This window comes from Leptolyngbya sp. PL-A3 (genome assembly GCF_039962325.1).
GTDB lineage: Bacteria > Cyanobacteriota > Cyanobacteriia > Elainellales > Elainellaceae > Vacuolonema.
On the sequence record NZ_JAMPLB010000009.1, the window covers coordinates 69,289 to 92,188 of the forward strand.

19 protein-coding genes are annotated in these 22,900 nt (G+C 49.1%); 13 read left to right on the forward strand and 6 right to left on the reverse strand.

The window, feature by feature from the left end:
* Positions 1-264 precede the first annotated feature (264 nt).
* Positions 265-843 carry a hypothetical protein gene (locus NDI52_RS09525; RefSeq protein ID WP_348256390.1) on the forward strand — a complete coding sequence of 193 codons (579 nt, stop codon included), beginning with the start codon at positions 265-267 and terminating at the stop codon, positions 841-843.
* Positions 844-846: 3 nt separating this feature from the next.
* Here the strand turns inward: NDI52_RS09525 and NDI52_RS09530 are convergent, their stop codons facing one another.
* Positions 847-1,086, reverse strand: a complete 240-nt coding sequence (locus NDI52_RS09530; protein WP_190774210.1) for a hypothetical protein — start codon at positions 1,084-1,086, stop codon at positions 847-849.
* Here NDI52_RS09530 and NDI52_RS09535 point away from each other — a divergent pair.
* Positions 1,063-2,040 (forward strand): hypothetical protein, encoded by a 978-nt coding sequence (locus NDI52_RS09535; RefSeq protein WP_190789538.1) that lies wholly within the window; start codon positions 1,063-1,065, stop codon positions 2,038-2,040. The genes NDI52_RS09530 and NDI52_RS09535 overlap by 24 nt on opposite strands.
* Positions 2,041-2,320: 280 nt before the next feature.
* Here the strand turns inward: NDI52_RS09535 and NDI52_RS09540 are convergent, their stop codons facing one another.
* On the reverse strand, positions 2,321-3,799 hold the full coding sequence (locus NDI52_RS09540; RefSeq protein ID WP_190774212.1) for an amidohydrolase family protein: 1,479 nt from the start codon (positions 3,797-3,799) through the stop codon (positions 2,321-2,323).
* Positions 3,800-3,987: 188 nt separating this feature from the next.
* Between NDI52_RS09540 and NDI52_RS09545 the strand changes: the two genes are divergently transcribed.
* From NDI52_RS09545 to NDI52_RS09560, 4 genes are all read left to right on the forward strand, one after another.
* Positions 3,988-4,788: an aspartyl/asparaginyl beta-hydroxylase domain-containing protein gene (locus tag NDI52_RS09545; RefSeq protein ID WP_190774213.1), complete on the forward strand. Its 801-nt coding sequence runs from the start codon at positions 3,988-3,990 to the stop codon at positions 4,786-4,788.
* 7 nt (positions 4,789-4,795) lie between these two features.
* A complete protein-coding gene (locus NDI52_RS09550) occupies positions 4,796-5,839 on the forward strand; it encodes a nitrilase-related carbon-nitrogen hydrolase (RefSeq protein WP_190774214.1) in 1,044 nt (347 codons plus the stop codon).
* A gap of 46 nt (positions 5,840-5,885) precedes the next feature.
* Positions 5,886-7,295: an aldehyde dehydrogenase family protein gene (locus tag NDI52_RS09555; RefSeq protein WP_190774215.1), complete on the forward strand. Its 1,410-nt coding sequence runs from the start codon at positions 5,886-5,888 to the stop codon at positions 7,293-7,295.
* 99 nt (positions 7,296-7,394) lie between these two features.
* Positions 7,395-7,841 (forward strand): DUF3598 family protein, encoded by a 447-nt coding sequence (locus tag NDI52_RS09560; protein WP_190774216.1) that lies wholly within the window; start codon positions 7,395-7,397, stop codon positions 7,839-7,841.
* Positions 7,842-7,871: 30 nt separating this feature from the next.
* Here NDI52_RS09560 and NDI52_RS09565 read toward each other — a convergent pair whose 3' ends face one another.
* A complete protein-coding gene (locus NDI52_RS09565) occupies positions 7,872-8,759 on the reverse strand; it encodes a DUF4437 domain-containing protein (RefSeq protein ID WP_190774217.1) in 888 nt (295 codons plus the stop codon).
* A gap of 281 nt (positions 8,760-9,040) precedes the next feature.
* Here NDI52_RS09565 and NDI52_RS09570 point away from each other — a divergent pair, with 281 nt between their 5' ends.
* On the forward strand, positions 9,041-10,054 hold the full coding sequence (locus tag NDI52_RS09570) for a zinc-binding dehydrogenase (RefSeq protein WP_190774219.1): 1,014 nt from the start codon (positions 9,041-9,043) through the stop codon (positions 10,052-10,054).
* An 80-nt stretch (positions 10,055-10,134) separates the two neighbouring features.
* On the opposite strand, the gene NDI52_RS09575 is transcribed toward NDI52_RS09570, so the two are convergent.
* Complete coding sequence (locus NDI52_RS09575) at positions 10,135-11,475, reverse strand: leucine-rich repeat-containing protein kinase family protein (RefSeq protein WP_242045972.1); 1,341 nt, start codon at positions 11,473-11,475, stop codon at positions 10,135-10,137.
* A 386-nt stretch (positions 11,476-11,861) separates the two neighbouring features.
* Between NDI52_RS09575 and NDI52_RS09580 the strand changes: the two genes are divergently transcribed.
* Positions 11,862-13,349, forward strand: a complete 1,488-nt coding sequence (locus NDI52_RS09580) for an alpha-amylase (RefSeq protein ID WP_190774220.1) — start codon at positions 11,862-11,864, stop codon at positions 13,347-13,349.
* Between the two features lie 142 nt (positions 13,350-13,491).
* Here the strand turns inward: NDI52_RS09580 and fahA are convergent, their stop codons facing one another.
* Complete coding sequence (gene fahA / locus NDI52_RS09585) at positions 13,492-14,820, reverse strand: fumarylacetoacetase (RefSeq protein WP_190774221.1); 1,329 nt, start codon at positions 14,818-14,820, stop codon at positions 13,492-13,494.
* 29 nt (positions 14,821-14,849) lie between these two features.
* Positions 14,850-15,806 carry a hypothetical protein gene (locus NDI52_RS09590; RefSeq protein ID WP_190774222.1) on the reverse strand — a complete coding sequence of 319 codons (957 nt, stop codon included), beginning with the start codon at positions 15,804-15,806 and terminating at the stop codon, positions 14,850-14,852.
* A gap of 335 nt (positions 15,807-16,141) precedes the next feature.
* Here NDI52_RS09590 and hppD point away from each other — a divergent pair, with 335 nt between their 5' ends.
* From hppD to NDI52_RS09615, 5 genes are all read left to right on the forward strand, one after another.
* Complete coding sequence (gene hppD, locus NDI52_RS09595; RefSeq protein ID WP_190774223.1) at positions 16,142-17,233, forward strand: 4-hydroxyphenylpyruvate dioxygenase; 1,092 nt, start codon at positions 16,142-16,144, stop codon at positions 17,231-17,233.
* A gap of 10 nt (positions 17,234-17,243) precedes the next feature.
* A complete protein-coding gene (locus tag NDI52_RS09600) occupies positions 17,244-18,404 on the forward strand; it encodes a homogentisate 1,2-dioxygenase (RefSeq protein WP_190774224.1) in 1,161 nt (386 codons plus the stop codon).
* A 217-nt stretch (positions 18,405-18,621) separates the two neighbouring features.
* A complete protein-coding gene (locus NDI52_RS09605; RefSeq protein ID WP_190774225.1) occupies positions 18,622-19,545 on the forward strand; it encodes a hypothetical protein in 924 nt (307 codons plus the stop codon).
* A 278-nt stretch (positions 19,546-19,823) separates the two neighbouring features.
* On the forward strand, positions 19,824-20,714 hold the full coding sequence (locus tag NDI52_RS09610) for a geranylgeranylglycerol-phosphate geranylgeranyltransferase (protein WP_190774226.1): 891 nt from the start codon (positions 19,824-19,826) through the stop codon (positions 20,712-20,714).
* A gap of 122 nt (positions 20,715-20,836) precedes the next feature.
* Positions 20,837-22,882 carry an AMP-binding protein gene (locus NDI52_RS09615; protein ID WP_190774227.1) on the forward strand — a complete coding sequence of 682 codons (2,046 nt, stop codon included), beginning with the start codon at positions 20,837-20,839 and terminating at the stop codon, positions 22,880-22,882.
* The last annotated feature ends 18 nt before the right edge of the window (positions 22,883-22,900 follow it).

A 22,900-nucleotide genomic window follows, 5' to 3' on the forward strand; every position in this document is an offset into this window, starting at 1 on the left:
TACCGTCTACAAGCTAGAGCCATTCTGATAGAAACTGACGAAAACTTTGGACAAGAATATTCAAAACGCTCTTAAACAGGGCAATTTCTCTCAGTTTTTAGTACTTTTGCCCTCCTGTCAAGGATAGGTGAACATGATTAAAGCTCTTGCTGGGTGCTGATCTCAGCCAATTATAAAGCTCTTTGGCAGTACACCTTGAAAGAGCTGGTACTTAATCAAAATGATCGTCAGCTCTTAAGCCAAGCAGATGAGAGATTTGCAATATTGATGCAGATGCTTACGGATGAAGCCAAAGATGGCCCGCGCCTGTTCAGCTTCAAGCCCATTGATCCAGGATTTTTCGATCGCCCCACATGGGTTAGCGAAAAATTTCAACTCACCCTGTGGTGTGAACATTCGCGCAAACCTCTTCCGGTTCTCAATCCTTCAGGTAGCAAACAGGGAGTTTATGAGTTGGAACTCAATCGTGAGTGGTTTACAAAAGCAGTTCCCTACTTCAAACTGCTAACTGGAACCTTAAGCCTGGTTCTACCCGTTGCCGCTTCAACAACTCAATTCATGCTAGATGATGCCACCTACAAAGGCATTCAAGAGGAATTAGACCTGGGTCAAAAAAGCCTTGAATTTGGCATCAAAAGCAGTGATATAGCGATCGATTGGCAAAACAAACGTGATTCCCTTGAATTTGAACAGGGCGAAGCCGTTCGTGCCCAAGGCTCCATGCTACGAGAACTACACGCAATGCTGAAGGACAAAGATCCAGGTTTTGGTGGGTTGGTGCGAGTACAGAACAAGCGGCGCGAGTTTCTCTGGGTTCATTCAGATTTTGTAGGCGAGTACTGATGCTTAACCTGTATAGTCAGCCTTCCCAAAGAAGATGCCCTCGTTTGCGATCGCTCGCCCCTTGCAAGGGCAGGTTTGAAAAATAATCTCGGATGTGTCGCTTGGATAATGGCAAAACCTGCCCCTACGAGCGATCGCCATTTTTTGTTGTAGCTTGGTTATAGCGATCGCGTTCACCTGCTTCTCCACAACCCATCCATAGGAGTTGTTCTGCAAACTATGATCAGTGGCATCTTCGAGCATTGTATTGGTTCTCAGCAAGAGCAGCAGACGCTCCGGTACTGGGCAGAGCTAGGGTATCGGGAAATTCAGCGGGGGGAGTTGTCGGCGGAAGCGGCTCATGCGCTTTATGGGCACGCCTCTAACCTGACATCGATCCGTTTGCAAAATGGGAATTCGGCGGATCATGGCCTGGTTCGCGTCATGATTTGGGAGCAACCTCGCAATGAAGGGCTGCAAAAATCACACCCGTTTGTGATTGGTAGCCGATGGTTTGCTTCGTTGGTGCAGGATATCTATGCCGTTGCGGATGCCTTTAATGATGACAAGGCTAATGGCGGTGATTGGGTTGTGACGGAACCGATTCGAGGCATTGAATTTGTTGGTCAACCCGGTACTAACTTTTATGAACGATTTACGGGTGTGCGCGAGTTTTTTGTTATTGGCGCAGAAACGCGGCAGGCTTTCTTTCAACGCTACAACTACACACGTCCCGGTTATGGGGTGATTGATCCAAGTTCCCCCCTGGGTGTCAGTGAGGGAACGCACTCCAGTATTGTCACAACGGATCATGACACCGTTAGTTTTTACACCGATGTTTTTGGGTTAGTTTCGGCTAACAATACGAAGAAGCGATCGGGGTATCAAAATCCTGCAACGCGGGAAATTCTAATGTTAGAAGAGGGACAGGAGTTTCTTTTATCGTCATTCATGTCACCCAAAACGGATGTAGGGGTTTTACAAGTTTACACACCGCTGTACTCGACACCGAATAAGCTTGAGTTTGCTCAGCCTGGATCACTGGGAATTTCTCTTTTTACCTATCAAGTTGATGATATTGAGGAGTTTCGCGATCGCATCACCCACAGCAATGCAAAGTCAGTAACACCAATCCTATCGAATGAGTTTAATGAACCCTCGTTTGGCTTAGTTGCACCGGATGAGATGACCTGGGTGATTGTTGGACGCAGGGTATGATGCCGTTGAGGATGTAGGGGCGGGTTTAGCCGACCATTTCTGCCTGTGTTATTAACCGTTCGGCAAAACCTGCCCTGGTTTGCGATCGCATTCTCATGATGCCGTTGAGGATGTAAGGGCGGGTTTAGCCGACCATTTCTGCCTGTGTTGTTAACCGCTTGGCAAAACCCGCCCTCGTTGGCAATCGCATTCCACAGAAAGAGCGGGTTTGAGCAACATCCCCAGTTTTGTTGTTTAGATAACGGTAAACCCCCCCCCTACAATCGATGATGGTCTCCGGCTAGAGGTTTTGCGATCGCCTCAGATAACGTCCTTGTGGCGAACCCAGTATCTCTCCGCGATCGTAAATCAGATTCCCGCGCAGAAATGTGTGCTTGACTCGGCCGGTTAACTCCATCCCTTCAAAAGGCGTATAGCCCTGCTGTGAAGGAGATTCGGCCGCACGTACCACAAAACTTTCAGTGGGATCTAGCAGTACCAGGTCGGCATCGTAGCCGATCGCAATATCACCCTTTTGAAACAGTCCAAACCGCTGAGCCGGATTCCAACTGAGGAGCCTGGCCATGTGATTGTAGGACATACCCCGCTTGCTGCCTTCGCTGACAATGCCGGAGAGCAAGTATTCTGTCCCTCCAAAACCAGACTTTGCCAACCAAATATTGTCTGGATCGTTAAGGCTGGCTTTTTGCTCTGCTGAACAGCAGGCATGGTCGCTGACAATCCAATCCACCTGATCTTGCAAAACGGCATTCCATAAGTACTCGACGTCGGCTCGGGGGCGAATGGGAGGATTGACCTTGGCCCATTTCCCGGTGGGCGCATTCACGTCTAGCAGGAGGTGACCCACCGTGACTTCTCGCCGGAAGTTGATGTGGGGAAAGGTGGTTTGCATCATCAGGGCCGCTTCGACAGCTTTGCGGGAACTGAGATGGAGTAAGTTAATATTGGCGCAATTCGTTTCATGGGCGAGATAGGAGGCAATGCAAATGGCGAGTCCTTCTGAATGGGGTGGACGAGCTGCGCTGTAGGCATTTAGACCCGTTAGGGACGAATCTTGCTGCACGATTTTGGTGTAGGCATTGAGAATATCCGCCACTTCACAGTGAAGGCTGAGGCTGATGGAGTCTTGCAGGTTGGGGTAGCGCTCCCTTAGCCGAGTCAGCCCTCGCATAATGAATTCAAAATGGGCAAAGTCGTAGCGATCGCCCTCCTGAATCATCAAAAACAAATTTTGTTGATTGGATAGCCCATGCAACCCATACCCACCATAAAACATAAAGATTTTGAATGAAGCGACCCCATGTTCTTCATACAGCCACTCTATCTCGTCGATGTGTTGAGGGGCGATCGGTGCAATGTGATAGCCATAATCCACAAAAAAGTTGCCGTCGGATAAGGCCAGCACTTCTGGGAAGAAATCTTTGTAGGAACCGCCTTTATTCAAGTAATACTGGCCGGTGCGGATATAGTTGAGGCTGGTGGTGACTCCGCCCATGGCGGCAGCTTTGGTTTCGGCGATCGCATCCTGTCTTAGCTCTTGATAAATGCCAATATGCATGTGAGCATCAACAACCCCTGGAAAGCCCAGGAGATTTTGAGCATCAAATACCTCCTTAGCCTGGTCTGGGCTAATTTCTGGTGCGATTTGACTGAATTTACCGTCCTTAATGCCCACATCCAGGCGATCGACGGATGATTTATGGGGTCGAACCACCCGCACGTTTTTGATCAATCTATCTAGAGTGGGGGTTGTAGACATAACACCTCTTGCCGGAAGCCGTTGTAAATTCACGTCAATTGTGAAACCCTACTTCTACCCCTTTAATGTGGAATTAGGGTTCACATTGACACAAAGCTAGACATCATTTTTTCTTACGTTGCTCAAAATAAAACTTTTAGAATGAAATTATAACGGCTTCATTTCACACAGATTCAGGAGAAAAGATTATGGAAGAATTTAACGAGTATCATTTAGACCCCCAGCAGTTTCCTTTCCTCAACACGTTGCAGGAAAACTGGCAGACGATTCGAGATGAATTTACATTTTTTAAGAACAAAGCATCTGAGGAAGAGCTGAGATTTGCCCATGAGGTGATGGGACCAAAAAGTAAAACGGTGAAAACGAAAGGCACTGCAAAATACAGCGCGTTTGGTGTTCTATTTCAAGGGTTGCTGATTGAGGATTATATCCGAGTACATCAAATTAAACACCCTGAATACGATGGGGAAAATGTTGCAGAAAAAGTTTTTCAGTTAAGAGAAAGATATTTTCCGAAACTGAGCGAAATCATCGAAAAAACAAATTCAACTAACGATAACATTCTCAGGAATGTGTATTATGGAACCTTTCATCCAGGGCTAGATGTGAAGCTACATGTGAACTATAACCTGCACACAAATCGTGGCTATTTGGGGCTGATTGTGCCTGAGGGAGATATTGCCATGAAAATTTGCCATGACACGTTTTATTGGCATGAAGGCGAATTTATGGTGTTAGACCACAGCTATCCCCACTGTCCCCATAACTACACGGAGCACGAGAGAACGGTTTTGGTTGTAGATTTCTTCAAACCCGATAAACCTAGAGAAGATGTGATCCGAATGGAACAGGAATTCGTTGAGGAGCGGATGCAAGAGAACCCTTACAGCCTGGGTGTTTTTGGTAAGAATGATAAAGCTCAAGTGGAAGACTTTGTTAAATATGGTTTGAGCCACCAATTGGAATGGGATAAAGCATTAAACACGTGAATTGAATATGGAACACGTTGCTACTACTGAGGCATACCGAGCGTTGGCGCTTCAGTTGACCTGTCATGCCATTAATCAGGCAAGCGATCGCCAGGAAGCCCGCACTCTAATGCAGCAGGCGATCGCCCGCATCGGCTCTCAAATCGCGGCCAGTATTGCGTTTATCGGGGCTGATTGTCGCTTGGTTGTGCTGCCAGAGTATTTCCTGACTGGCTTTCCATTGGGCGAACCATTCGCGGTTTGGGCTGATAAGGCCTGCTTGGAGATAGGAGGAGCCGAGTATGAAGCCCTCGGGCAGATTGCTCAAAAGCATCGCATCTTCTTAGCAGGGAATGCTTACGAACTCGATCCACACTTTCCAAAGCTGTACTTTCAAACCTGCTTTGTGATCGATCCGAGCGGCAACGTCGTCCTGCGCTACCGACGCTTAAACTCCATGTTTGCGCCCACTCCCCATGATGTGTGGGATGAGTATCTGGAGCATTACGGCCTGGAAGGGGTTTTCCCTGTAGTGAAGACGGAGATTGGGAATTTGGCCGCGATCGCCTCCGATGAAATCCTGTTCCCAGAAGTTGCTCGCTGTTTGATGATGCGGGGTGCGGAGGTGTTTCTGCACATGACCTCAGAGGTTTATGGGAGTAAGGAGCGATCGCCCAAAGACGTTGCCAAAATCAGCCGTGCGATTGAAAACATGGCTTACGTCGTTTCCGCCAATACGGCAGGTATTGCCCAAATTCCCATCCCGATCGCCTCGGCTGATGGAGGTTCTAAAATCATTGATTATCGCGGGCTGGTGTTAGCCGAAACCGCTACCGGCGAAAGCATGGCTGCCTTTGCGGAAATTGATCTGGCCGCCCTACGCCGTTACCGTCGTCGCCCCGGATTAACCAACTTGCTTTCTCGACAACGCTTTGAACTGTATGCTGAGAGCTACCGTCAGGCACAGTTTTATCCGGCTAATACGATGCTTGATGGGGAGGGCGATCGCAAGCACTTCATGCAAACCCAGCAGCAGACGATCGAACATTTAGCCAACTCAGATGTGATTTAAGGGATGGGTGCGAAGCCTCATTCCTCCAAATAGGGAGCTATCAGCTATGGATACCTCAATAGGTGTTCGCAACCCCCGCACAGGCCAGGTTGATTACCACATCACACCACCTATCCCAGACGAGCTGACAGAGCTGTGTGGTGGCTTACGCAACGCTCAAGTGGACTGGCAGCAGAAGGGATTGGATGCCCGAATTGAAGCATTACAGCAATGGAAACAGGCTGTTCAGGCACAACGGGATGAGCTGATTGAGGCATTGGTCGCAGATACGGGTCGGCTCGGTGTTTCTGTACTAGAAGTTGATTCCTTTTTAGGAAGCCTCGATCGCTGGTGCCATATAGCTCCTGAGCTATTGCAGGGCGAGGAACGGAACACGGCCATTCCCTTTATTCGATTACAGCAGACCGCTGTTCCCTATCCTCTGGTGGGGGTCATTAGTCCCTGGAACTTTCCACTCTTACTCTCCACAATCGATACGATTCCGGCTCTGTTAGCAGGCTGTGCGGTTGTGGTGAAGCCTAGTGAAATTGCGCCGCGTTTCTTGAAGCCGTTAATGGAGGCGATCGCCTCAGTTCCCGCACTCCAATCCGTCCTCACCTACATTGAGGGGGCTGGAGAAACGGGCGCTGATTTAATCGAACAGGTAGACTTAATTTGCTTCACAGGCAGTGTAGCAACGGGGCGTAAGGTAGCCAGTGCAGCGGCTCAAAAATTCATTCCCGCGTTTCTGGAGTTAGGCGGCAAAGATCCCGCGATTGTTCTTGACTCGGCGGATTTAGAATTAGCCACCTCCGCGCTTTTATGGGGGTCGGTGGTCAACACGGGGCAATCCTGCTTGTCGATTGAGCGAATTTATGTGGCTGATTCAATCGTTGAACCCTTTGTTGATCGGCTGGTGAACAAGGCCAAAGAACTTCAGCTCGCCTACCCTACGGTGAAGGACGGGCCGATTGGCCCCATTATTGCCGAACGACAGGCCACCATTATTTCTGAGCATTTAGAAGATGCGTTTGCGAAAGGGGCGATCGCTCACTGCGGCGGCAGAGTAGAAACCTTAGAAGGCGGCTTATGGTGTCGTCCAACCGTACTCACGAATGTTAATCACTCGATGAAGGTGATGACCGAAGAGACGTTTGCGCCTATCATGCCCGTGATGCCCTTCTCTTCTGTTGAAGAAGCGATCGCGCTAGCAAATGACACGATTTATGGGCTGAGTGCTGCTGTCTTTGCAGGGACAGAGGGGGAGGCGATCGCGATCGCAGAACAGTTGGATGCTGGAGCCATCAGCATCAATGATGCCGCACTTACAGCCATCATGCATGAGGGTGAGAAAAATGCTTTTAAATTCTCAGGTATGGGCGGTTCCCGTATGGGCGCGGCAGCCTTGAGGCGGTTTATGCGTAGGAAGGCGTTGTTGATTAAGACGGGGGCGATCGCGGACCCCTGGTGGTTTTAATTCTAAATATCACCGGAATGGGTTAAATCTTGTAACAACTGATTACTGCCATGCAGTTTGGAGCTATCCAGTGATTAATCCTGTATAAAAAACACAACAATGTCTAACATCCGCGAAGAAATGCCTGTTCTTGCCCGCCATGAAGGGGAGTGGTTTGGCACCTATACTCTGATTGATGCAACGGCGAAAATCCTTGACCAGCACGAAGCCCGCTTATCCTGTCAGTTTCCTCAGGAAGGCGAGTATGATTACTATCAAATCAATCGCTATACCTGGACAAATGGTAAGCAGGAGGAACACCAGTTTCCTGGCATCTACCGCGACAAAAAACTGTGGTTTGACACCGATCGGATTCAGGGACAGGCATGGGAAGCTGATGATACAACGGTTATCCTCAAGTTCTCCTACAAAACCATTCCAGACTTTTACCTCTATGAAATGATTCAAATTAGTCCTTGCAACAATCACCGCACCCGCACCTGGCACTGGTTTAAGAATCATCAACTGTTTCAGCGCACGCTAATTCAGGAAGAACGGCACCATTAATCAACGATTCTATCTTTTAGTACCAACCCATCAATCTGCATAGGACAAGACGGTTCCCGATTGGGATAAATCTCTGTCCACTCGAATGAAGAATAAACAGCCGTCTTCGGAAATGTGTCTGAGAGACGTGGTGAAGCTGGGGACATAGCCATAGTGGCCCTTGAGGAATCGATAGTTGCCAATATCGCAATATCCTGCCAGACAATATGCTTCTTCGTTATAGGACTGAATCATCGCCTGCCTCCCGTCATAATGGGGCAGGATAGCGAGTAACCACGTTCCTCCACCATTCGCGGCTTTTCTCAGCCACTTCTTGCTCGATTCGAAAAACTGCGTCGTGTCAGTTCTTCCCCAGGAGAGCAATTTACTGTCTAATGCGGGAATAAAATCACGCATCCTGGCATTTGGATGATTTTCCGCATCCTGATACTGCAAGTTACCGTTTGCCATCCATAAAATTTCTGCTGCTTCACCATTTAAGGTCTTCCATGGCCCGACTCTGACGCCTGCTGGAATGAAGGAGTAGCTGTCTTTGCCCAGTTTCCAATCTCCCATCTGGATAGCGCCACTGAGCACAAAAATTTCCAGATCTGCGGTAAATCTGCCTGCAGGTATTTCAAATTGAGAAGGCAGTAAAACCTTGACGGTAGATGCGCCATTGTCATGCCAGGAAAGCACCCGGCCAGTAGCTGTGACAGTTTTGGGTACACCATGAACCTGCCATGGTTGTTTGGGAACCGGATCGCTGTCGAAATACTGATATTGACGAGGGAGATATTTTGACGTGATAGCTGTACATCGCCCAGATAAATGCATCCGGCTCTGACCATCACCACCCCAATCCTCTGGGACTAAATTTGTATTTAAATCGTCTGCTAATGGAGATATAGATGAAGATGGTTGGTTTTGTTCACCCATGACGTTGCGGCCTCTCGACGAATTTGAAGCGCATCATTTAACGAATCTGAGCCTGTAAATTTAATGCTATACCCTTGCTGGCAAACAGACTCATGGAATACATCCCACTTTTGTAGATTTGGGAAGCCACGTTTGTGAGTGAGGAATGCTTTGCCTGCCTCATTCACAAACGTGAGATGCATCTGACTCATGTTTGAATGAAATAAGTACGATAAACATTCCGGCTTTGGGAATGCGATCGCCCTCCAATTCACCGTCCCATTAAAAATGGATGCGCTGCAATGCAATCCGGCACCTATAAAAAGCTTGTTGTTAAACAGTTCAGCTCGGATTTTCAATCGGCGATCGCCATTGAAGAACTCCCCATCCCCACCCCAAACTCTGACGAGCTTCTGATTCGCAACAAATTTGCTGGCGTTAATGCCGGATTTGATACCCTTCTTTGCCAGGGGAACGTACCCTATGTGAACCTCACCCCCCCCTTCGATCTGGGTGTTGAAGCGGTAGGTGAGATCGTGGCAATCGGTGATGCTGTAGACGGTTTTGACGTTGGAAATGCGGTTGCAACCATAGCGCGAGGGGGAGGTTATCGAGAGTATCAAGTTGTGCCGGCCCACCTTGCGGTCAAGATTTCTGAGGCCATTCCAGAAATCCTGACATTAATGCCGACAGGAATATCGGCTCTCGTGGCGTTAGAGCAGGCGGGGGAAATGCGCAGTCAGGAAACCGTATTAGTGACCGCTGCTGCTGGGGGAACCGGACACATTGCCGTACAACTAGCAAAGCTGGCCGGAAATCATGTGATTGGCACTTGCGGGTCAGAGGCCAAAGCTCAACTTTTGCAGGAATTAGGGTGCGATCGCATCATCAACTACCACCAGGAAGATCTACATGGCGTTTTGCAAAATGAATATCCTAACGGCATAAATTTGGTGTTCGATTGTGTAGGCAGCACCGTCTTTGATACCTGTGTTGAGAATTTAGCCGTGCGAGGACGGTTAGTAAGTATTGGTTTTATCTCAGAATATGCCAAAGCTCCTCAACCCATTCTTCAGCCTCGTATTTATCACAAGCTTTTTTGGAAAGCAGCTTCAGTGCGGGCGTTTCTCATGCCGCATTATGCAGAGTATATGGTTGAGGCGCGCGATCGCCTCCTCGATCTGTTCTATTCCCAAAAAATTCGTGTTGCCATCAACCCAACCCCGTTTTATGGGATTGAATCCATTCCAACTGCCGTTAATTACCTCCTAACTGGGAAAAACGTAGGCAAGGTGGTAGTTCAGTTTTATAGGTAGTTTCACCTTTCCAGGCTTCAAAGAATTGATACTGCCGTCGCTTAGCGACGGCAGTATCAATTCTTTGAAGCCTGGAAAGGTCAGCTGATCGCCCCCAAAACATCACAGATTTTTGTAAACGTAGGGCGCATAGGTGGAACAGGGTTCATGCAGGCTTGCTGTAAGGTGCGCAGGCGATCGCACACCCCCACATCTCCATCACCCACAACACAGCGATCCAGCAAATCCTCAAGCAAACATCCAAAGGCTCTGACCTCGATATATTCCAGCGATGAGGCAATGTCTGAAATGCTGGATGGATAGAAGGATGCGGCTCCAAAATCCCCCAGTAGACTTTCTCCCTGGGAGTTGACCAGAATGTTGTGGGCGTACAGATCGCCGTGAGTAATGCCTCTGGCGTGAAGGTGGGCAGCTACAGCCGCTATGCCCTGGGCAATCTGGAGAATAACTGGCACTGAAAAAGAGGCGTCAGAGGGATAAGTATCTCGGGTGCAGGTGTCGAAGCTGGGAGGGTTACCAAGGACTTTGTAGGTGGGGGGAACGAATGTAAAGAGCAGCCCTGCCTTCTGTTCAGGATGATTTTTCACCTTGCCCAATAGCCTGACCAAATTGGGGTGAGTGCCAGCGGCAATGCACGATCGCATCTCATCCAGCGGAAGCCCATCACTTGTGACTTTTCCTTTGAATACTTTGATGGCAACATCTACATTTTGCGTGGATTTAGTGGCCCAGGCTCCCTTGGAAATAACACCAGAGGCTCCTTCTCCTAAGGTACTTTCGATGCTTAGGTCAGCCCAATCCACTTCCTCCAGAGGTGCTTCCGATGAGGATTGCTCACAAAATGGATTTCCGGAGAACGCGAGCCAGGATAGACGGGGTAGGCTGAACAACCAGGAGGGAAGTGTTGTGAGTTGATTGGCTGAGATGCGAACCAGTTCCAGGTTTTGGCAGGCGGCCATTTCTTCGGGGAGCGATCGCAACTGATTTCCCGCCAGCATGAGTTTTTGCAATTGGCTTAACTGCCCGAAGGATGTGGGGAGTTGCTCAATTTGATTGTCGGTGAGAATGAGCCAGCGGACAGAGGAAGGGAGAGAGTTTTCGGCGATCGCTCTAATTTTGTTTGACTTGAAGCCCACCATGGAAAGATTGGGGCATTGAGATAGCACAGCGGGCAATTCTTCAAAGTTGTTGTTACTGAAGAAAGCGATTCTGAGCTTCTGTAATTGACCAAAGTTATCTGGCAACGATTTCAGGTGATTGTGGGTGAGATTTAAGATCTCCAGGGAATCTGCGAGGTCAAAAATCTCTGCTGGAAACTCGGTTAGGTTAGCTGCCAAATCCAGTCTTTTACTTCCCTTTAGTTGCCCAGATTGTAATGCTTTTAGTGTTTCCATGTGCACGGAATGAATAGAGGACAACATTAGGTTTTCTCTCAGACATCTCCTGAGACCAGTGAGTAAGCAGTAACCATCGCCATTTATAACGTTTCTCCATGATTTGTGAAATGTTTTTTGAGACGTAAGTTGAGCTAAAAGATGGCATAGCCTTTTGGGTTTTATGTTGAATGGCAACTGCTCACTTACAACTTCAATAACTCAATACTCTGGACAGTTTTCTGAAACCCTTGATTTTGCGTGCGCTTCGCGCACGCAAAATCAAGGGTTTCAGAAAAACTGTCCGAACTAATGTAACTGTAACTACAGGTATCTTGTATTTCTATCTGGTGATGGACAAACATAAATGAAGGCTTTCGTTATAGTTCTTATAGTTGAGTTTGATTATCCAAAATTTTAATAGGGGAATATCAGTGGGTCAGTTTAATGGCGTGATGATGCAGTATTTCCATTGGTATATTCCATCCGATGGTACTTTATGGAATGAGTTTGCAGAGCGTGTTCAGGGATTGGCGGAAGCAGGTATAACTTCAGTTTGGCTACCTCCAGCTTATAAAGGTGTGGGCGGTGCCCAGGAAGTTGGATATGGGGTCTACGATATGTTCGATCTAGGGGAGTTTGATCAGAAGGGCACTGTTCGTACCAAATATGGAACGAAAGAGGAGTATGTCGCGGCTATCAAAGCTGCCAAGGCTGCGGGTGTTCGGGTTTATGCTGATGTCGTTCTCAACCACAAACTAGGGGCTGATGAACTGGAAGAAGTAGAAGCAACACCGTACGATCCAGAAGATCGCCATCGCCCCATTGGTGACATGCAAACGATTAAGGTGTGGACACATTTTACGTTCCCAGGTCGCCACGGAAAATATTCTGAAATGGAATGGCATTGGTGGCATTTTGATGCGGTTGATTACAACGTTTATAACGAATCTGAGGATGCTGTTTACCTCTTTAAAGGAAAGAAATTTGATGAACAAGTTGATTTAGAAAAAGGCGCTTTTGACTACCTCATGGGCTGTGATCTGGATATGGAAGATCCAGAAGTTCGTGATGAACTAAAGCGCTGGGGTGAATGGTTTATTGATACAACGGATGTGGATGGTTTTCGCTTTGATGCCGTGAAGCATGTCAAAGCAGGCTTTTTTCCCGAATGGCTGAACCACTGCCGTCGGTATGCGGGCCGCGATCTATTTGCGGTTGGCGAGTACTGGTCTTACGACATTGAAGCATTACACCATTTCATTGCTCTTACGGGTGGTGATGTGCTGTTGTTTGATGCTCCATTGCATCACAATTTCAGCGTTGCCAGCACTCGGGGCAACCATTACGACATGCGGCAAATTTTTGATAACACTTTGGTGCAACAGCAACCCGCTTTAGCCGTTACCCTGGTAGACAATCACGATTCTCAGCCCTTGCAAGCATTGGAATCTGTGGTAGAAGGTTGGTTTAAGCCGTTAGCTTATGCATTAATCCTGTTGCGGCGTGAGGGTTATCCCTGCATCTTCTATGCCGATTATTACGGTGCCCATTACAAAGATAAGGGCAGGGATGGTAACGAGCATGAGATTTGGCTCGATAGCCATCAATGGATTATTGACAAATTCTTGTATGCCCGTCAAACCTATGCCTATGGTGATCAGTACGACTATTTTGACCACCCCAATACTCTCGGCTGGACCCGTTTAGGGGATGAAGAACATCCCGGTGGCATGGCTGTAGTGCTGAGTAACGGGGAAGCGGGCATAAAATGGATGGAGGTTGGACAACCCAATTGTACCTACATTGATATCACTGAACATATCGACGAGCTGATCACCACGAATGATGAAGGATGGGCCAATTTTCGATGCGATGCTGGTTCTGTTTCGGTATGGGTGCCTGCGGACTCTAGCGTTTAGGGCGATCGCCCTAAAGTAGCTCTCCAACTTACAGCGCTTCTCAAGCGCTTAAAATCTGGTTGTTTTTGTAAGAGCCGCGCTCTCACAGAAACAACCGTAGCCAATTCAAGCACAAAGCACTGTAAATTAGGAAGCTGGCCACTCAAACTTCATCAATTGAAGGCTGCACAATGCCCCGGCATTCTCCAAACCCCACCCTGGCGTAACCCTGCTTCTGACAAAATCCGCGCAGAATAACTTCATCCCCATCCTGCAAAAACGATCGCTCCTCTCCAGTCGGCAGTGAAATCGGCTGTGCACCCCGTTGTGTAATCTCTATCAGCGATCCCAGGGAGCCTGCTTCTGGACCTGATACCGTACCACTTGCCATCAGGTCACCGGGTTGAAGGTTACACCCGTTGCTGGTGTGGTGGGTAACCATCTGGGCCAGGGTCCAATACATGTATTGGAAAGAGGTTTGGCTCAAGCGGATGGGTTCTATGCTCTGCTCTCGCATCTGTGCTGACTGGAGCCAGGCTTCAACCGTAATATCGATGCCGCTGGTCTGAGCATCGCTGGACAGCGTCAGATAGGGCAGCGGTTGTGGGTCGCTCTCGGGTCGTTGAAATGCAGCGCAGCGGAAGGGGGCCAGAGCGTCTAAGGTGACAACCCAGGGGGAGAGAGTCGTCGCAAAGTTTTTAGCCAGAAACGGCCCTAAAGGCTGGTATTCCCATGCCTGAATATCTCGGGCTGACCAGTCGTTGACCAAACACAGTCCGAAAATGTGTTCTTCTGCCTGGTCAATGGCGATCGCCCTTCCTAACTCATTGGCCGCCCCAATAAACCACCCAACCTCCAATTCGTAATCTAGCAAGCGGCAGGGGCCAAAGTTGGGTGCCGTTTCATCAGGAGCTTTGCGTTGTCCCTTAGGCCGCTGAATACTCGTGCCGCTGGGCCGTATGGAGGAAGCTCGCCCATGATAGGCGATCGGAACATATTTGTAATTTGGCAGTAGAGGGTTATCTGGGCGAAACAGTTTGCCTACATTGGTGGCGTGGAAGATGGAGGCGTAAAAATCGGTGTAATCGCCAATGTGGGCTGGTACTAGCAATTCGGCCTCAGCCATTGATATGAGGAGAGATGGATTGGGAGGTGAGGAAGGCTCGTCAGCCTGTAGTAACCGGCTCAAGCAGGTCCTTAGAGCAGAAGTAGCCTTCTGCCCTTGTGCCATTAGTGGATTTAAGGTAGGTGCGGTACAAGCCATTTGCACAGCTTCAGGAAGCTCTTGGAATAGGCCCAGTTGAGAGCATTGAGAGAGATCTAGAATGTAGTTCCCAATTGCGACGCCAATACGAGGAGATGCGGTGCTGCCGAGCGGTTGAAATAGGCCGAAGGGAAGGTTTTGAATAGGAAAATCGGTATCTGGAGTATTGGCGGATTCAACCCAACTTTTCAAGTTGGGATTGTGGGTTTCATTGATTGAGTAATGCATAGATATTCAAAAATAAATTTACTTTGACATCATTTTGTTGCTAGTTTTTGTGGCGTGAGTGACGTCTCCAATAACTGTAATTCCATCAAATCATGAATGGGTTCTTGAAATGAACAGGAACCAAAACCATGAAAGAAATGCTGGCGGGTTGCTTGAATTGATGTGGAAGAAATATGGTGAGCACCCCATCTTATACCGCCGCTCTCAAACACAAAACCACTTTCCTTTTCGGAGGAATCTCCTCGGACCGCCAGAGTTTCTCTCAGAATTTTGGATAGGTCTTCCAGTGTTGCTGCTTGCGAGTAGGCAAAGGTGGCGGCGATCGCCACATTCAAAAATCCGTGCATAGGTGCTGTAGGGCTCTCAGGCTCATAAGTAAGGCGATGGTCGCCGGGTAGCGCATGATGTAACCCCGCTGTTGCTTTGAACGCCACTTCAGCGTCTGCACAGGCCAAAATAAACTGGCTGAGCTGAGTAACCGTTGGAAATGCCTCAGCTTTAATGCCACCAGTGCGAATCTTGGCAAAGGCACCCGTTCCCTTGAGAGCCTTCAGATGGGGAAGCGGATCGGTAAAAGGAACTTCAAAGAACGCATCAATCCCGTTTGGCATTTGAGGCAGTAAGGATTGAAGGGCGCTTGGAGGCAGGGGCGGAAATTCTAAGGCGGCAAGAGCCAGAGGGGAAGAACTGGGAGTAGCCTGGGGTGGGACCGATTGGAGCGATCGCATTTGCTCCAAAATCGCTTCCAAACCCCCAGATAGAACTACACTCAAAGGCCATGGTTCAGAGCCGGAAGATTGAGTCAGGAATGCTAACTCGGGTACTCGCCCAGCAGGTAATACAAAACGGCCCAGCATCCAGGCCTGAGAACTCGTCCGGTCCTGTTCATAATTCCCGATAGCTTCTGGCAGGCTCAACTGGGCCGGGGGAAAAAGCCCGGCATAGTCCACAACGGCTGACAGCAAGGTCTGCACCGATGAGGTCATAGAACGGTATGTCCTAATGAAATTGGAATACCTGTATCCTACTGCGAAAGCTTTGTTTGACTAATCGTTCTGGAGAGACAGCGGGGATCAGTCTCCTGACAGAGGTTGCTCTACCGGGGATCAGTACCACAATGGAACTAGGCCTAACTCGTTAGGATGGGATTAACCGAACTCGGTAGTAACGTGTGCTTCGAAGGCAACGGTCGGTATCCTGGTTCGATCAAGCTTGCTTGATCGTGGAAGAGGCTGTAACTGTTTGCATCATGTTTCTTCACTGTCTGCTAGATCAGGTCTGGCGGGAGCTTTGGCAGTGGGAAACTTAAGGAGAGGCTTGTATGGGCGATCGTTTTCCAATTCAACAATTTGATCATCTCGAGTTTTACGTTGGTAATGCCAAACAGGCAGCCCTCTTTTATTCCAAATGTTTTGGTTTTACTAATACAGCCTATCGGGGGCTAGAGACCGGAGAGCGGGATGTCGCTTCCTACGTTCTGGAGCAGGGAAATATCCGCTTTGTCGTCAGTAGTGGCCTCAATCCGCAACACCCCATTGCCAAACTTGCCTGGGATCATGGTGATCACGTTGCTGTCATTGCGCTTGCTGTACCAGATGCAGAGAAAGCTTACCTGGAAGCTACCGATCGGGGGGCATTAGAAGCGATTCCACCCACAAAGACGCAAGATGACTCTGGAGTGCTGTGTTATTCAGCGATTCACCTATATGGAAATGTGTTGCTGAAATTTGTCGATCGCAGTCATTACTCGGGTGCGTTTGCTCCTGGATTTAAACCTTGTACGCTCACAGAAAACCACCATACGTCTGGTTTAACAGCCATTGATCATGTGGTCGCCAATGTGGAATTGGGAGCTATGGAGCGATGGGTTCAGTTTTTTGCTGAAACGATGGGCTTTGAGGTGCTGGTGCACTTTGATGAGCAGGCGATTTCAACTGAATACTCGGCTTTAATGTCTAAGGTGATGCAGGACAAGACTGGCACCATCAAATTACCCATCAACGAGCCGGCCTCCGGCAAACGCAAATCTCAAATTGAGGAATATCTGGAGTACAACGGGGGGCCCGGTGTACAACATATCGCCTTAGCAACCGACAATATCATCGAAACGGTGAGCTGTTTGAAAGCCGCAGGGTTAGAGTTCTTACAAGTTCCAAGCACCTACTATCAGGATTTGACAGAACGAGTTGGGCCTATTAATCTAGCGGTAGAAAAACTGGCAGAATTAGGCATTCTCGTCGATCGCGACTCAGACGGTTATTTGCTGCAAATTTTTACCCAAACAGTTCAGGATCGACCGACCCTCTTTTTTGAAGTGATTCAACGATGTGGGGCGAAAGGCTTTGGAGAGGGGAATTTCAAAGCATTGTTTGAGGCGATCGAACGGGAGCAGGCAGTACGCGGTAATTTGTGAAGGTGCAGCCATGACTTACTATTACAAGCTCGGCACGATTCCCCACAAGCGACACACGCAGTTTCGCCAACCCAATGGTTCGCTGTACCACGAAGAATTGATTGGAATTCATGGGTTTTCAGGGATTCAAGCTCTGCTTTATCATCTGCACCCGCCGACTCAAATTTACAAAGTTCTGCTGCAACAAAAAGTGGACATTCCCTACGAAGAGGATTGGCCCTTGCGGCACCATCATCTGCGAACGGCAGTGGTTAGAGGGAGCGGGGATGCGATCGCCTCCCGAGTTCCCCTTATGGGCAATGCAGATGTTTGTATTGCGATCGCCCGTCCCACGGTTCCCATGACCTACTGGTATCGCTTTGGAGATGGCGATGAGGTGCTGTTTATTCACGATGGCACAGGGGCTTTAGAAACTCAGTTTGGCATTTTGCCCTATCGCCCCGGAGATTATCTGGTCATTCCGGCAGGGGTACTTTGGCGGCTGATTCCGGATGCGGATGTAGAACAGCGGATGTTGGTGATTGAAGCTCACGGGCACATTACCCCGCCGGAACGGTATCTGAACCGTTCCGGTCAATTTCTGGAGCAAGCCCCCTACAACGAACGGGATATTCGCCCTCCCCAAAGCCTGGTTGCCCACGACGAGGAGGGCGAATTTGAGGTACGGGTTAAGGCCCGGAATTACATCACCCGTTACCTGTATCACCGCCACCCTCTCGATGTGGTGGGCTGGGACGGGTATCTCTGGCCCTATGCCTTCAATATTGAGGATTTTGAACCGATTACCGGACGGGTGCACCAGCCCCCTCCCGTGCATCAAACCTTTGCGGGACCGGGCTTTGTCCTTTGCTCCTTTGTGCCCCGCTTAATTGATTATCACCCTCTGGCGATTCCGGCCCCTTACAACCACTCCAACGTCGACTCAGATGAGGTGCTGTACTACGTCGAAGGAAACTTTATTTCCCGTAAGGGCATAGAGCGAGGGTCGATTACGTTGCATTGCAGCGGTATTCCCCATGGTCCCCATCCGGGAACCTATGAGCAATCCATTGGTCAAGCCCGAACCGATGAGTTTGCCGTTATGGTTGATACGTTTCGGCCATTAAAGTTAACCCGCTATGCTTATGACCTGGAAGACAAAGATTATCCCTATAGCTGGATCGCTGAATAATTCAAACTCATGGCAAAACTACATTGGACCGTTTTGTTAAAGCCCTTGGTGTTACAAACACTTTGTATTTGTAACACCAAGGGCTTTAGCAATATAACTCTCAATGTCTGTTTTAAGAGCTATTTTTTCGTCTGTAAAGTGCATGCAAACATAATCCTTCCAGCCAATTCTAAAACACGCCCTGATGTGACAAAAATGATAGGTAGAGGATGCCATTATGAATTACACCATTACAAAATCCCCAGAGGGCCTGACTATTTCGTCTCGTATTCAGGAGCGTTTACAACGGGGGGAATTGGTTCAGGCGCAAGTGGATGAATTTGCAGAATTTTTGACCCAGGTCGATCGCCAACTTCTTCACCATCCCATCATTACCGACAACGTCTATACCCGTTGGTTTAGCGAAGGCCAGATTTCCGATACAGAACTGCGTCACTTCATTAAGCAGTTCTCGGTCTTTTCAAATCAATTCTTGATTGCAGCGCTGCAAAAAATTATTAATGCACCCAACCTGCAACAATCACGAGCGGGCCGAGAAATTTTGTTGAATGAGTTAGGAGTGATCTACCGCAAACCGGAGCAGGCGATCGCTCCTTCCACAGGCCTGAGTGAGGATGAAAAAGATCGGCAGGGTGACCCTGAATTGGTCAGTACGGAGGGCACCGTAGACGGTGGAATTTGTCGCTTCCGGGCCGCGCATTTTGAGTGGTTGGCGGATGTGGCAAACGGTTTAGGACTGGACTTTGGGGAGATTGGGAAGCGGCAGCATGGCCGACCCACAACTCTACATTTCTGTGATGAATTGATTCGTCTGTATGGCAGTGCTGACCCGGCGATCGCCGAGGGAGCCAGCTTTGCTGTTGAAAACTGGGCAGCGGCTGGTTTCTGGCAAGAGTTAGAAGACGGCCTGGGGATACTGAAGCAAACCCGTTACCCCCATCTACGTCTCGCCTTTTTTACCTGGCATAACCGGGTTGAGGGTCAACACGCTGGGCATACCCTGGAAGAACTGGAGGAGGTGTATTTCCATCCTGACTTTGATCGGGAGAAGTTTATGCAAGGGGGGCGGGAAATCTTGGAGGCGATCGCTGTCTTTTGGAATGGGTTGGAGCGCGATCGCCTGGAGCATGTCTACCTATAAAACATCCGTTAAAAATCGCCGTAGGGGCGGGTTTAGCAAACAACCCATAACTGTGATAGTTAACCTTCCGGCAAAACCTGCCCTGTTTACCAAAAGTCATCTACTCCCAGGGCGGGTTTAAAAACAATCTCGGTTGTGTCGTTAAAGATTGTGGTAAAACCCGTTCCTACGTGGCACCTATTCAATTCCTGCCGCTTTATCTAACCGTACTTTGCTGAAACTGGCCCCCTACAGTTAAATGCCTATTCAAACTTAAATTTGATTCTGGAGAACTTGCTATGGATACCCCTCACACTTCTCCCAATGCTTCAAATCCGGGTCAACGCCTGCGAGATTTTGCACAACTCTTTCGTCTGCCTGTAGGGATTATGGCTGGGATAGCTGGTTGTGCCACGATCGTTGCCCTAAATCATACTGTTCCAGTTCATCATTACTGGCTGACGGCGCTCATTCTGTTTTGCATGATGTCTGCGGCCTGCGCGATCAACGATTATTGGGATGTTGAAAAAGATCGGGTTGATCATCCAGAACGGCCGTTGCCATCGGGTCGCCTAATGCCTCAGCAAGTCTGGTACACCGCGGCTATTCTGTTTGGATGTGCTCTGGTGGCGTCTATTCCCTTAGGAATTTACCCCTTTCTTCTAGTGGCTGTGAGTACGGCGGTGTTGTGGGAGTATTCGCACCTGCTGACGCTCAACGGGATTTTAGGCAATTTAATTGTGGCTACCGTTATCTCCGGGCTGATTTTTCTGGGAAGTTTAGTCGCGGGGCGTCCTTTTGCCATGCTGTATCCTATTGGATTTTTGTTCTGCCTTGCTTTTGCAAAGGAGGTTGTTTGGGATATTCATGATGCGGAGGGCGATCGCCGTCAGGGCATTGTCACGATTGCAAACAGGTTAGGAGACCAAACGGCATTTACCATTGCCTGGGGCTTGTTGATACTTTTGCTGGGGTCTATTCCCCTCGCGGTGACTTTGCTGCCCATGGCGCATCCCTGGGTATTTACGGTTTTCGCGCTGATTACAGTGATCAGTTTGGGAATTGCATTAGCGCGGTTTCAGACTCAACGGAGCTCTCAAACCTATGAGGCGTTTGTTCTGTGGGATCGGTTGAGTATGGTGTTTGGTGTGGTGGCTTTATTGGGAACGGCCGCGCCGTTGTCTGTTTAGATGTCCAGGTTTTGTTGAGGGGTTACAACCCCTCAACAAAACCTAAGAATTAGTTTTTATAGATTTGAGGGATCCCTCAAATTTATCTCGACGGACTACTAGGTTGTGGAGGGGGATAGAGGATGAAACAACTCACTCTAGAGCAGTTGCTTGAAACGGGGATTACTCCTGGCGATGCCGCTGAGATGTTGCCGTCAATTAATCGGTGGTTGGCTTTTCTACCGGCGGCTGAGTGCTGGCAGTGGTTGAGTCGAAAGCTGCTCAAGCCCGAGCATCCTTTTGCCCTACATGAACTGTTGTACCAAACGGCCTATCGTGATTGGAATAGTGACCAGGGGCCACCTCCAGCCTGGTTTCCCACAGAGGATGAGATACGGGAGACGAATATTGCTGAGCTGATGCGATCGCTGAATCTCACCTCCTATGCTGAGCTGCATGCCTGGTCTGTGCAGCATCGACAGGAGTTTTGGGAGCAGATGGTTCAACGATTGCGGATTCGCTTTCGCCAACCCTACACCCAGGTGATGAATATATCGCAAGGTGTCGAAGCGCCAGAGTGGTTTGTGGATGCCCGATTGAACATTGCGGAAAGCTGTTTTCAAGCTCCAGGGGATGCGATCGCCATTATCTTCCAGGCTGAATCAGAACCGTTACGAACCTGGACCTATGCCGAGTTAAACGCCTTGAGTAACCGTATTGCTAATGGCCTGGTAGAGGCAGGGTTTCAAGCTGGAGATGCGATTGCCATTGCGATGCCCATGACGGCAGAGGCGATCGCCGTTTACCTGGGCATTGTCAAAGCGGGATGTGTAGTGGTCGGCATTGCCGATAGCTTTGCAGCCGATGAGATTGCGGCGCGTTTGCGCATTTCCAAAGCGAAAGCTATTGTCACCCAGGATTATATTCTGCGGGGCGGTAAACAGTTACCCCTCTATCACAAAGTGGTAGAGGCAGAGGCCCCTCGTGCGATCGTGCTGTCCCTGGAGGCGATCTCGGCCGTGCAACTGCGATCGGAGGATTGCCTCTGGAAGGAATTTCTAAGCTCAAACGATCAGTTCGAGGCCATCGCAGTCGAGCCATCTGCCCACACTAATATCCTGTTCTCCTCGGGCACCACAGGAGATCCGAAAGCCATTCCCTGGACACAAACTACACCCCTAAAGTGCGCCGTAGATGGTCATCTACATCAAGATATTCATGCAGGGCAGATTGTTGCGTGGCCGACAAATTTGGGGTGGATGATGGGGCCATGGTTAATCTATGCCACGTTAATCAATCAAGGAACGATCGCCCTCTATTACGGAGCCCCTACGGGTCGGGAGTTTGGGCAGTTTCTTCAGGATGCTCGGGTCAATGTCCTGGGGGTTGTTCCCAGTTTGGTCAACTGCTGGCGAACCAATCAGTGTATGCAGGGTTTAGATTGGAGTGCCATTCAAGCCTTTAGCTCTACAGGGGAATGTTCTAATCCCCAAGACATGCTATTTCTAATGGCGATCGCAGGCTATAAACCCGTAATTGAATATTGCGGTGGAACTGAAATCGGAGGTGCCTATGTTACGGGAACTTGCGTTCAGCCCTGTGCCCCTGCAACATTCACGACTCCGGCGTTGGGAATGGATCTGGTGATTGTGGATGATGGCGATCGCCTCTCCTCTAAAGGTGAAGCCTTCATCATTCCGCCATCGATTGGGTTATCTACAGAGTTGCTCAATAAGAATCATCATCAGGTCTATTTTGCTTATACACCCCATTGGAATTCCATTCCTCTTCGCCGTCATGGTGATCAACTTGAGCGGTTGCCGGGGGGCTATTACCGGGCTTTAGGGCGGGTCGATGACACGATGAATTTGGGAGGTATTAAAGTTAGTGCAGCGGAAATCGAGCGGACTTTAAACACGGTTCCGGAGATTTGTGAGACGGCAGCGATCGCCGTTTCTCCGCCCGAAGGTGGTCCCAGCCAGCTGGTCGTTTTTGCGGTTGTAGCCCCCGAGACTCAGCTTCAACCAGAGCAACTGACGACAGCTTTACAGCATGCCATCCGACATCATCTCAATCCTCTCTTCAAAATTCATCGGGTGATGATTGTGGAATCTTTGCCTCGCACGGCTTCTAATAAAGTGATGCGACGAATTTTGCGCGATCGCGAACTTTCCTATTCCTCCTCATAGTTATAACGTTACACATTG

Coding starts and splice junctions, on each gene's coding strand:
- NDI52_RS09615 (WP_190774227.1), top strand. CDS start 20,837: ATGAAACAACTCACTCTAGAGCAGTTGCTTGAAACGGGGATTACTCCT.
- fahA (WP_190774221.1), bottom strand. CDS start 14,820: ATGCATTACTCAATCAATGAAACCCACAATCCCAACTTGAAAAGTTGG.
- NDI52_RS09540 (WP_190774212.1), bottom strand. CDS start 3,799: ATGTCTACAACCCCCACTCTAGATAGATTGATCAAAAACGTGCGGGTG.
- NDI52_RS09590 (WP_190774222.1), bottom strand. CDS start 15,806: ATGACCTCATCGGTGCAGACCTTGCTGTCAGCCGTTGTGGACTATGCC.
- hppD (WP_190774223.1), top strand. CDS start 16,142: ATGGGCGATCGTTTTCCAATTCAACAATTTGATCATCTCGAGTTTTAC.
- NDI52_RS09610 (WP_190774226.1), top strand. CDS start 19,824: ATGGATACCCCTCACACTTCTCCCAATGCTTCAAATCCGGGTCAACGC.
- NDI52_RS09530 (WP_190774210.1), bottom strand. CDS start 1,086: ATGCTCGAAGATGCCACTGATCATAGTTTGCAGAACAACTCCTATGGA.
- NDI52_RS09600 (WP_190774224.1), top strand. CDS start 17,244: ATGACTTACTATTACAAGCTCGGCACGATTCCCCACAAGCGACACACG.
- NDI52_RS09560 (WP_190774216.1), top strand. CDS start 7,395: ATGTCTAACATCCGCGAAGAAATGCCTGTTCTTGCCCGCCATGAAGGG.
- NDI52_RS09555 (WP_190774215.1), top strand. CDS start 5,886: ATGGATACCTCAATAGGTGTTCGCAACCCCCGCACAGGCCAGGTTGAT.
- NDI52_RS09550 (WP_190774214.1), top strand. CDS start 4,796: ATGGAACACGTTGCTACTACTGAGGCATACCGAGCGTTGGCGCTTCAG.
- NDI52_RS09565 (WP_190774217.1), bottom strand. CDS start 8,759: ATGGGTGAACAAAACCAACCATCTTCATCTATATCTCCATTAGCAGAC.
- NDI52_RS09570 (WP_190774219.1), top strand. CDS start 9,041: ATGCAATCCGGCACCTATAAAAAGCTTGTTGTTAAACAGTTCAGCTCG.
- NDI52_RS09545 (WP_190774213.1), top strand. CDS start 3,988: ATGGAAGAATTTAACGAGTATCATTTAGACCCCCAGCAGTTTCCTTTC.
- NDI52_RS09605 (WP_190774225.1), top strand. CDS start 18,622: ATGAATTACACCATTACAAAATCCCCAGAGGGCCTGACTATTTCGTCT.
- NDI52_RS09535 (WP_190789538.1), top strand. CDS start 1,063: ATGATCAGTGGCATCTTCGAGCATTGTATTGGTTCTCAGCAAGAGCAG.
- NDI52_RS09575 (WP_242045972.1), bottom strand. CDS start 11,475: ATGTTGTCCTCTATTCATTCCGTGCACATGGAAACACTAAAAGCATTA.